8 protein-coding genes are annotated in these 10,243 nt (G+C 66.6%); 3 read left to right on the forward strand and 5 right to left on the reverse strand.

Translation table 11 applies throughout. From position 1 onward, the window contains the following. Positions 1 to 111 precede the first annotated feature (111 nt). On the reverse strand, positions 112 to 1,089 hold the full coding sequence (locus H6717_16815; protein ID MCB9578692.1) for a hypothetical protein: 978 nt from the start codon (positions 1,087 to 1,089) through the stop codon (positions 112 to 114). A 344-nt stretch (positions 1,090 to 1,433) separates the two neighbouring features. Beyond that, positions 1,434 to 5,135: a trypsin-like serine protease gene (locus tag H6717_16820; GenBank protein MCB9578693.1), complete on the reverse strand. Its 3,702-nt coding sequence runs from the start codon at positions 5,133 to 5,135 to the stop codon at positions 1,434 to 1,436. Positions 5,136 to 5,627: 492 nt separating this feature from the next. Between H6717_16820 and H6717_16825 the strand changes: the two genes are divergently transcribed. Next, positions 5,628 to 6,416, forward strand: coding sequence for a Uma2 family endonuclease (locus H6717_16825; protein ID MCB9578694.1), 789 nt, complete (start codon positions 5,628 to 5,630; stop codon positions 6,414 to 6,416). On the opposite strand, the gene H6717_16830 is transcribed toward H6717_16825, so the two are convergent. Then, complete coding sequence (locus H6717_16830) at positions 6,413 to 7,186, reverse strand: hypothetical protein (protein MCB9578695.1); 774 nt, start codon at positions 7,184 to 7,186, stop codon at positions 6,413 to 6,415. The two genes, H6717_16825 and H6717_16830, sit on opposite strands and share 4 nt — an antisense overlap. A 266-nt stretch (positions 7,187 to 7,452) precedes the next feature. Beyond that, on the reverse strand, positions 7,453 to 7,917 hold the full coding sequence (gene greB, locus H6717_16835; protein ID MCB9578696.1) for a transcription elongation factor GreB: 465 nt from the start codon (positions 7,915 to 7,917) through the stop codon (positions 7,453 to 7,455). A 104-nt stretch (positions 7,918 to 8,021) separates the two neighbouring features. Here greB and H6717_16840 point away from each other — a divergent pair, with 104 nt between their 5' ends. Further along, positions 8,022 to 8,231, forward strand: a complete 210-nt coding sequence (locus H6717_16840; protein ID MCB9578697.1) for a hypothetical protein — start codon at positions 8,022 to 8,024, stop codon at positions 8,229 to 8,231. Positions 8,232 to 8,282: 51 nt separating this feature from the next. Here the strand turns inward: H6717_16840 and H6717_16845 are convergent, their stop codons facing one another. Continuing rightward, positions 8,283 to 8,693, reverse strand: coding sequence for a hypothetical protein (locus H6717_16845; GenBank protein MCB9578698.1), 411 nt, complete (start codon positions 8,691 to 8,693; stop codon positions 8,283 to 8,285). A 68-nt stretch (positions 8,694 to 8,761) separates the two neighbouring features. Here H6717_16845 and H6717_16850 point away from each other — a divergent pair, with 68 nt between their 5' ends. Next, positions 8,762 to 10,096, forward strand: a complete 1,335-nt coding sequence (locus H6717_16850; GenBank protein MCB9578699.1) for a hypothetical protein — start codon at positions 8,762 to 8,764, stop codon at positions 10,094 to 10,096. Positions 10,097 to 10,243 lie beyond the last annotated feature (147 nt).

The raw sequence follows: 10,243 nt of genomic DNA on the forward strand, positions 1-10,243 counted from the left end.
TCGCCCTCTACATGGGTTTGTTGGCGCGGCGCGAACCCCGTCGCGTGGCGCCCCGGTTCGGCCCTTGCCAACGAGCGGGGCGCATCGCAAACGCCGTCGGCACATGTGCCACTACTTCACGGGCAAGCGTACGAGATAGGACACGATTCCAAGGTTGGGCTTCGCGGCCCCAATCCAGAGGTGGGTTCGGGTGAGCCCGGCGAGGAACTTGAACTTGTGGTCGTCTGGTAGCTGGAACGTGGTCGAGTCTCCGGTCTTGAGATCCCAGCTGCCAATGGCGATCTGTTTGGGTGCGACGAGGATTGGCATGCTGATTCGTCCGAAGCCGCCAATGGTGTCGTTCATGCTCGTGTTGATTGCGGGCAGCTTGGTGACGAGCTGTGGAGCGAGCTGAGCTGGATCCTCGCTGAAAGGTGTCGACCAGAGCTCGACACTATCGAAGGAGTTGACGTCCTTTCGCCCGATGCCTTTCAGGAAGCCGACGCGGGTGTGGGCGTAGGCGGGGAATCCGTAATCGTCGTTTGACGACGGTGGCACCAGGTAGCTCTCTGGAGCTTTGATTCCATCCGACCAAGCGATCTTGCCCTGAAACGTCCCGCCGTCCTTCGTATCGTACTCCTGGAAAAGAAAGATCGAGCCTGCAGAGACCGGACTTAGAAAAGCAAGGGCGGGACCAGAGAGCGGCACCGGTGCAAACAGTTGGAAGTCACCGCCAGACAGGTCGGTAGAAGAGAGACGGTTGTTCGGCGCCCAACCCCAGACCCAGCGTTCTGGTCCGAGTGGATACCACGGTCCGGGTACACCGGGCGGAGGGGTGGTCAGGGTGACAGTCTCGACGGATTCCGTGCCAATCTCCGCAAGCACTCCCCCGAATACGGTTGCGCCCTGGCTCGCGACATGGACGGCAAATCGCGCGCTCCGAACAGATGCGGAGCTCAGAGAGCAGTCCGGTGTGTGTGTTTGGAAGCCATCGACAACGACACCATCCGGGCCCGTCACGAACACCGCCGCTGAGAATGAGAGTGCGACTCGTACCGTGGTCCCGTCGTCTTGCACCATGCTCGTGGGATTGAAACCGAGCCACTTCATCGCTGGTCCGAACTCCGCCTCCTCACAGTTCGCAGCGAACGAGCACGCATTCCACTTGAACAGGCGGACCTTTCCGGGATTGGCGAGCCGCTCGAGGGAGCAGCCGGCGACAGTGCCGGGGATCGGCGTCCAGGTAGGCAGTGCGCCCCAATCGCTCGCGCTGCCGCCGGAGCCGGCGGCAGCTCCCGTTCCGGAGCTGCCGCCACTGGCCGCATTGCCACCGGTGCCGCCCGCGCCGCCGCTGGCGCCAGTGCCGCCGGCCGCGGCACTGGCGTCCGGTTTCGCGGCGTCGTTGCTCGTGCACTGCAGGGCAGCGAGCGCGAGCGCGAAGATGGCAAGCCGAGCTACAGACATTCTCCGATCCCGGGGACGGTGGGCTCGCTCGAGCCGCCACCGTTGCTGTTCCCGTTCCCTTTGCCCTTGTCGTCGGCCTTGCCCTTGTCCTTGTCCTTGTCCTTGTCGCCCTTGCCCCACTTGCCGTGGTGCTTGCCGTGATCGTGCGCAGCGGGGAAGAGCTGATCGTTCCTCAGGAACACGTGATGGAGGCCATCGGGCTGGCTAAGGAGCGGCAGGGTGAGTCCGCGCAAGGTGAGGGTGGGCTCGAGACCGAGCACGCCCTGCTCCACGAAACCGCCGATGACCTTCGGACTGTTACCGCTGAAGGTGACGATCACGCCGAAGGTGCGGTTCAGCTTGGACGAGGAGCCACTGATCACGAGCTCGCCGTCCGGCCCGGCGGACAGGTCGACGCGGTCCATCAGGCCCGTGCGAAGCCACGTTCCCATGACACTCATCGTGTCCGTCCGGATGTCGTAGCGCAAGAGCCGCGCCTGGTGGATGGGACCCAGCTTGCGCGTGTCGATCATGAGGATCGAGCGGTCTTCGGGTCGGTACGTGGCAGCCAGCACGCGCCGCGGCTTGGGGCCGACGATGAGCTGCGGATACCAGCGATCTTCGCCAATATCGTAGCGCCAGAGGTCGCGGGTCAGCTTGCCGTCGGCGGTGCTCCTACCCCCGGTCACGAAGATGGCGGATTCGCGAGCGCTCAACACCGCACCGAAGTCGGTCCGAGGGGCGGGACCGCCGGTGTCAGGATCCGTGGCTGCCGGCGCTGCCGCGGCACCAACGGGGCCGCTGCGGCGAAGCAGCGATTGGATCTGCGGGCCGCGGCGGGCCAGGACTTCTCGGACCACGGCGCCGTCGCTCGAGAGGGCCGCGAAGCCGACGTCCCCTGAGCGCAACCAGCCGCCGCCTTCCGCCACACCGAGCCAGCGCACGTTGGTGAGTGTGAAGGACTGGATGGCAGACGCCGAGAAGCCGGCCGTCACGTCCGTGAGCTGGTCCTTGTTCAGGGCGCTGACGACCAGGTTCGTCGGATCGATGACCAGGGACTTTGCGTCCAGCAGCATCTTGCACACCGCGCAGGGCTCGATGTCGCAGATCTTGCACTGGCTGATGGCCTTGCCTCCAAAGACGTTCTGCGTCGGCTTGCCGAAGAAGGCCGACTGGTAGTGGTTGGACAGTGCAGTGAACGACTGCACCGACGCGGGCTGCATCTGCGGGATGTCCCGCACTGCAGCCCAGTACACGCCGAGCTTGCCGAAGGTCAGCGGGAATCCGGGTACCAGGCCCGCACCGTCCGCCGTGATATCCCAGGCGAGGAAGCTCGGCGCTTCATGGATGGGCGCCAGGTTCTCAAAGGCGAACGGCGTCACGTCCCAAGGCGCTTCCATGGCGAGAGCGGGGAGCTCGGAGCCGGGCGCGTAGTCGGCTGAGGTTGGTGCTGTTGGTGGCGTAGCGCCGGCCGAGGGCAGTGGCACCAGACTGACTCCGTAGAAATCGGCTGCTGACTGTCCATACTGGTTCGCGTCAATCGAGCACAGCCCGCGGTTGTTGCATTCAAGCGCGCTCAGGACGTTGGATGGATTCAGCGCGTCGATGCAGTCGCAGAACCTCCCGCCCACTGTCGCGGCGGGCGTTCCGGTGTAGGTCCGATCGAACGAAGCCTGTCCAGTCGCGAATACCCCCGGGTAGCTCGGGGGCAGCAGCTGCGGGTTGTACGACATGGAAACCCATGTGTGGTCCGTCTGCACGAGATCTACGAAGGCTTCGAACGTCCGCGTACAGGGGTTGGGATCACACGCATCGCCGACGTACGGGTACGGTTCGCCTCTGACAATCTCGGTGTCCAGGTTGCAGTTGGGTTGGCCGTTCACGCCGCCGACGTAGCGCACTGGATTGGCCGTCAGCGCGCAGCTGTCGCAGGCGCTGCCGATGCCGTCCTGGTCCGGATCTGCCATCTTGCTGCAGTGGGATGGGAGTACGACGCCCGGGGGATCGACGAGTTTGCCCGGAACGCAGATGCTCTCGGGATTCCCCGTGATCGACACGCACTCGGCATCCGTGGTGCACTCGAGGGCAGGGATGTCGTTCTTGTCTTGAGGGTGAGGGCCGCCGGCTTCACTGCAGTTTTCGCACGCAAGGCCGGGGCAGTTGTCACACACGTCCCCCACGCCGTCGTCGTCTGCGTCCTCCTGGTTGTGATTGTCGTCCTCCCGGCAATTGTCGCAGTTGTCGGCGATGAGGTCGCGGTCCGAGTCCACGCCGAGGGAGCAGCGACCGGCGAAGCCAGGGCAAGGGGGCGGCTCGTCCGGTCCGAGATCGATGGGGAAGCAGCGAGAGTAGATCGGGTTGCCGTACGGATTGCCGCAGTCCGCGTGCGAGTTGCAGCAGGCGAAGTCCTTTACCCCCCTTGCTTCGCTCCGGGGGCAGGAGTCGCAAGCGTCGCCCACGCCATCGTGATCCACGTCGGGCTGCCACAAGACCAAGCCGCTGGCCTCGAAGGGGTTCTTTCGATCGGGACAGTTGTCGCAGAAGTCCAGGATGCCGTCCTTGTCGAAGTCTGGCTCGGTCTGCACCACGTGCGTGTCCCGGTAGCCGTCATCGGGCACGCTTGGACACGGGTCGCAGGCATCCGGAATGAAGTCGCCGTCGCTGTCGACGTCCTGGAAGGCAGGCTCGCCCTCCCCGCCGCAGGTACCGACGAAGTGCCCGCGGCTGTCGACGATGTGATCCAAGATCCAAGCAGCGTGGCCCGTGGTGTCCACGCGGGTGTGGTGGTTCTGCACCGTCAGGTCGCAGGTGTACCCGATGGGTCCGTCCAGCGGGTTGATGTTGAAGCTGCAGCTCGGCACGAGTGGCAGGAGCGACGAGTTGATGCCGCAAAGGGTTCCGCTCTGGAACAAGGGACCACCCGAGTCGCCGCCTTGGAGCGTCTGGTTGTCGCCGTCGCCCAGGAAGAAGTTGACCACGTCGCCAACGACGGGAAGGCCGTCAAAGAACTGTGAGTAGAGCGTGAACTCTCCAACGTAGACGTCGCCGAAGAAGGAAGATGTCGTGCCGTTGCGATACACCTCACGGGAGCCCGACCGACGGGTGCCGGCACCGGGGTCGGCCCAAAGCCCACCGCCACCGAAGCCCAGGTACGTGCCGTTGAAGGTCGAGGAGCACGCCGTCAAGCTCGCGAGAGTGGGGCCGAATGGCAGCTTGGCGGGGACCGCGACGAAGCCCGGAACTCGTTTGTCCAGCGGGACGATGGCGAGGTCGTCAGTCGACATCATCGGCAGATCGAAGTTCATGGGACTTACCGATGTCAGCACACTGATCTGGTGTCCTGGACTCGGCGTGTACGACGTCACATCGCCCGGTTGCGGATAGTAGCTCCCTGTATTGGGTAGGTGCGAAAACTGAATGCGCACCGATGCGCCCGGAAACAAACCGAAGTCGCTGGTTGCCAGCGGCCAGTTGTACGAGCCGTTGAAGCAGTGCGCGGCAGTCAGGACATGGGCAGGCGTAATGAGCACGCCGCTGCAGGTGGCGCCGTTTGAAGTGGATGCGAAGTTGAGAAACACCACATTGGAAGCGTTGGGCGCCGGATCGCCGTTGCTGATGGCCTGCGATGCGGTTGTGGTGGGTTCCTCCGGCGGCGACGGTTCTTGCTCAGCGGCGCATCCCGCGCCAAGCGCGACGGCCAGCCCCGCCACCATGAACAACTGGCCTACGAGTTGCGTGCGTGCGTGCGTGCGTCTGCTGTGTCATCTGTTGCCCTCCCGGCTCGCGCCCTTCGCCCTCCGCCGGAATCAAGTTTCGCCAATTCTCGTCGCGAGAGCGAGGACGGAATGGCTCCCGCGATCACTTTTGTGGGTGACTGTACGAGCGCTGCTCCACGCACTTGGCGGAACGCAACTCGAGTTGTGAACGTATTCCGATAGTTGCGGCCACGACAGCGGTGGCGCGCAGGTAGGACCCCCTGCGCCAGATCCTGTCGCAGGAGTAGCGGAGCTTGCTGTGCTGCGCCAGATCTCGTCGCAGGTATCCGAGAGCTTGGGGCGCGGCGCGAACCCCGTCGCGTGGCGACCCGCCGCCGGCGGCCACGCGTTTCGCCAGCCCGAATTCTCGCGAAACGCGCGGTTTTCCGCTGGTACAGCGGGTGCAGTGGCAGCAGGCGAACCAAGTCCCTGCGAGGTACACTGAAGCCAATGAGCGGATCTCGACATGTCGTCGCGATGGAGCCGAGGACCGACGCGTGGGTCTTGCCGGAGATCTCCGTGCCCGAGTCCTACGCACACAACCAGCTCGCTCGCTTTCTTGCAGCCTTGCTCGAGGCGTGGGTACAGCGCTCCGCACTGGACGCGCTGGTCACGTGCAATCTGGCGCTGCGATGGGACCCGGCTCGACCCAGCGTTGGTATCGACCCGGATGTGATGCTCGTCACGCCCGCTCCGGCGAGTCCAAGTGAGCTCACGAGCTTGTGCACCTGGAAGCCGGGGCACGCGCCGCCGCGCCTGGCCGTCGAGATCGTCAGCCCGAACCATCCCTACAAGGACTACGACGAGATCCAAGAGCGCTACGCCGCCAGCGGCGCGGGCGAGCTGTGGGTGCTCGACCCGGAGCTCTACGGCCCTGCTTCGCACGGAGGCCCGGTGGCCGTCCAGCAGTGGGTGCGGAGCGCAAGCCGGCTCGAGCGCGTACACTTCGGCGCCGGTCCCGTGCATTCAGATGCCATCGGGGCGTGGCTGTGGAGCGACCCGATTCGCATTTCCGACGACCCCGAGGGCGCCCGCGTTTGGCTCACCCGGGAGGAGACCGAACGCCGCGCGAAGGAAGCCGCGCGCCGCGAGATGGAAGTCGCGCGCCGCGAGATGGAAGCCGCGCGCCGTGAGATGGAAGCCGAACGCCACGAGAAGGAAGCCGAGCGCGCCGCCCGCGATGCGGCGGAAGCGCGCGTGGCCGAGCTCGAGCGCTTGCTCGCGGAACGCAACCGCTAGGGCGCGGGGCAGGCAACGGGTTTCGTGTCGACGACCAGGTCGTCGATCCACACGTCCAGCGGGCCCTTCATCTCGTGGAAGCTCCAGGCTCCCACGAACAGTCGGCTCACCGCGGGGCCGTACCAGGGGGACGTCTTGTCGGTGGGCGCCACGCAGCCGTTGCCGTGGTCGTCCACCGAAAGGATCGGATCCGTCGCGCCGTCCTTGTACATGCGGAGCTTGCGCGCGACGGAGTCGAGCTCGAAGGAGATGCACGCCCAGCCGGTGGGCATCTCGGTTTTGCTCTTGGACGAACAGTCGTGGTAGCCGTCGCTGCCTTGAGCCTGCAGTCCGTACACGAAGCTGTAGGTGTTGGGGCTGTTGCCGGCGAGGGAGCTCAAGATGTACTGGGCGTTGCGCCCGACGGCGGGTGAGCTCGGCTCGGCGTCGCCGCTCACGCCGAAGAAGGTCCAGTGCACGCTGGTGCCGTTCGGGTCGATGTACATCCTGAGCCGGCCGTACACGTGCGTCGGCGTGTCCTTGAAAATGGGCTCGTTTCCGTCGGCAAACAGCCGCCCGCCGGCCTTGACGACGTCGTCCACGTGGACGTGGAGCGCGCTCGCGCCGCTGCTGGTGTGCGTGCCGTCGAGCTTCATGGTGGCGCCGGCGGTCAGCGCCGCGCGCCACGGGCCGAACAGCTGCTTGTCGCTGATGTCGGAGACGGCGGGGTAGTCGTCGAAGGTCTCGCAGAACAGCGCGCCGCCACACGGGTCGGGCGGCCCGGCGTCCACGCCGCCGTCGCTGCCCGCGCTGCCCCCGGCGCCGCCCGTCGCGCCGCCACTGCCGCCGCCGCTGCTTCCGCCCGTGCCGCCCGCGCCGCCACTCGACGCCGCGCCGCTGCCAGCGGCGCCGCCGACCCGCCGGTGGCGCCGCCGGGCTCGTCGTCACTTCCGCAGCCGCCCATGGCGATCGCCATGCCGACGGCCAGCACCGAGACCACGCTTCGCATCGACGTATCCTACGCGCGACGGGGATCGCGCCGCACCAACATCCCTCGTCAGTAGCGGATCGAAACGATTTCCAGCTCGATTTCCCCGGCTGGGCGCCGCACCACGACCACGTCCCCCACGCGCTTCTTCATCAACGCCTGCCCCATGGGCGAACGGAAGCTGACCATGCCCTTGCCGGGATCGGCTTCGTCGGGCCCCACGATGGTGTAGCTCTTGCGCTGGCCGTCTTCGTCCTCCACCTCCACGGTGGCGCCGAAGAACACGCCCTCCTTCTTGCGCTCGCCGTCGCGCACGACCACTGCGTTGTCGAGCCGCTTGGTGATGAAGCGGATGCGCCGATCGATCTCCCGCAGGCGCTTCTTGCCGTAGATGTACTCGGCGTTCTCGCTGCGGTCCCCCTGGGCGGCGGCGTCGCTCACCTCCTGCACCACCCGCGGACGCTCCACCGAGGCGAGCTGGTTCAGCTCCTGGGCGAGGCGCTTGGCGCCCTCGGGCGTCAGGTAGATGGGCATGGGCGCCGAAGAAATAGCAGAAGCCTCGACCGGCTTCGTTCGTTTTCTGTTGGCGCGGCGCGGGAACGGCGCTTGCCTGTGACGGAGCTGGAAGGAGGTCCCGCGTGCATCGACAAGAAGCCGACCTGGAGCGTTGCATCAGCTGTGGAGCCGAATTGGACGTCTCGACGGGGCGACCTTTCGTGTTCGGAGAAGAGTTGCTCTGCTACGACTGCGCCATCGCACGTGGCGGCGCCTACGACCACACGCATGAGACGTGGACCAAGGCGCCGGATCTGGCCGGCCTCTACGATTCGCGGCGACCCCACGCCTGAAGCTCGCGCCACGGATGCGCTCGGTCGCGCACAGAGCGCATTCGCTGCGCATCAGGCGGAGTGCATCATCAGCGGAAGCACATAGCCGTAGGCGATGGCCCACACCGCGTTGAGCGCGACCGTGGCGAACGCGGCACCGCGGCGCGCCCGCCCGCCGATGGCCCAAGCGGAGAGCACCAAGAACACGACGGCGCCCACGGCGAGGTAGAGCCCCGCGGCGTAGCCACTGGTGAGGCGATCCAACGCGCCGTAGCCGAGACCTACGCCCACGCCCACGAGCAGCGCGAGGAAGGCAGCAGCGAGGCCGGCGGTGGAACGCACGGACTCTAGGCGATCGCGAGCCTCCGGCACCCGCGTGATGGCGCGCCAGGCCTGGAAGTAAACGACCAAGCCCGAAATCACCGCCACCGGCACGGCTACCGCGAGGGCGAGCCAAAACGGATGAGTGACGGGAATGCTCATGCTTCGAGAACGTGCAACGGGCGTACCGGGGCGGTAGAAAGGTGTCGATGGGTGAGAAACGGCGCCGAGTGCTGAAGCTCGTTGTGTTCTTCGTCGCGGGCTGCCTCGTCGCGGCGCTGGTGGCGGGAGCGATCTTGGCGAAGCCATTCTTGCGCCAGCACGTGATCGACGAGGCCGCGCGCCGCGGCGTCGTGCTCGAGCCCGGCGAGGTCAACGTGGCCTTCGGTCACGTCAGCGTGGACCGCTCGAGCTTTCGCTTGATCGGTGTGCCCGGCGTGAGCGGCACCGCCGAGAGCACGGAGGTGTTCCTCGACTTCCTCACGCCGAAGCGCGTGGAGACGCGAGGCGTCAGCGTGGAGGCCGTGGGCTCCGCGCCAATGCTGGCCCTGGCCGTCACCGAATGGACCAAACGCTTTCCGGAGGCGTACCGCCTGCCGACGCAGGCACAGGAAGTGAACGTCAGCTGGCGCCCGGCAGCGGGACAGGACCCGTGGCTCACGTTGAAAGGCGGCAGCCTCACGCCCACCACCGGCGGCGCCACGTTCCACGCGGACGCGGCCAAGGCCCTGGGCTTCGACGTGGGCAAGGTGGGCGCCGCCTTCACCGCCAACGACGCCGACGTGGCCTTGGGCTTCGGCGAAGACGACGTGGGCAACGCGCCGGTGCGCATCCGGGTGCAGCACGCGCTGCCCGCGCCCACGGCGGACGTGGAGCTTGCGCCCGTGGATCTGGACAAGCTCGCCGGCCCCTTCGGCGTGAAGCTCCCCATCAAGGACGTGGTTGCCAGCGGCAAGGCGCATCTGGTGTTCGAGCGCGCGGTGGAGCCGAAGCCCATCAGCGGGCACCTGTTGGCCAAGCTCCAGGGCTTCGTCCCTCCGCACCCGCCGGAGCTCGACGGCTTCGTGTTCGGCGACAGCACCACGCTGGAGTCGGACTTCACGGTGACGCCAGACCGCAAGAACGTGACGCTCACCAAGACCACGGTGGCGGCCGGCGCCTTCAAGCTCGCCGGCAACGGGAGCATCGAGCGAGAGGACACCCACGCCCGCATTCGCATGGCGCTCACGGGCAACCTCCCCTGCGACGCGCTGGCGGGCGCCGCGGCGGAGACCCACCTGGGCTCCGTGCTCGGCAAGATCGTGGGCGCCGCGGCCAAGCAGGCCTTGAAAGGCTCCGTGGGCGTGACGGTGAAGCTCGACGCCGACACGCGGGAGCTGGAAAACGCCAAGCTCGAGCGCATCATCGGCGTCGGCTGCGGGCTCAAGCCCTTGGATTTCACCAAGCTCGACTTTGGCGCCCTGCAGAAGAGTTTGCCGCCCCTGCCCAGCGGCTTGCCGCCGCTGCCGAACATCGATCTGAAGGTCGAGAAGAAAGCCGCTCCGGCGAACAGCTCGGGTCAATAGATTGTTGGTTCGGCGCGATGCCCGTCGCGCCGCGCCTCCGCGTTACTGTTCGGCCAACTTCCGCTCGAGCTCCGCGACGCGCGCTTCCGCGGCTTCACGCGCGCGGCGCTCGGTCTCCGCCATGCCAAGCGCTGTTTCCTCTGGGGA

The organism is Polyangiaceae bacterium (genome assembly GCA_020633235.1).
GTDB lineage: Bacteria > Myxococcota_A > Polyangia > Polyangiales > Polyangiaceae > JACKEA01.

Coding starts and splice junctions, on each gene's coding strand:
- H6717_16815 (MCB9578692.1), bottom strand. CDS start 1,089: ATGAAGTGGCTCGGTTTCAATCCCACGAGCATGGTGCAAGACGACGGG.
- H6717_16825 (MCB9578694.1), top strand. CDS start 5,628: ATGAGCGGATCTCGACATGTCGTCGCGATGGAGCCGAGGACCGACGCG.
- greB (MCB9578696.1), bottom strand. CDS start 7,917: ATGCCCATCTACCTGACGCCCGAGGGCGCCAAGCGCCTCGCCCAGGAG.
- H6717_16820 (MCB9578693.1), bottom strand. CDS start 5,135: ATGGTGGCGGGGCTGGCCGTCGCGCTTGGCGCGGGATGCGCCGCTGAG.
- H6717_16845 (MCB9578698.1), bottom strand. CDS start 8,693: ATGAGCATTCCCGTCACTCATCCGTTTTGGCTCGCCCTCGCGGTAGCC.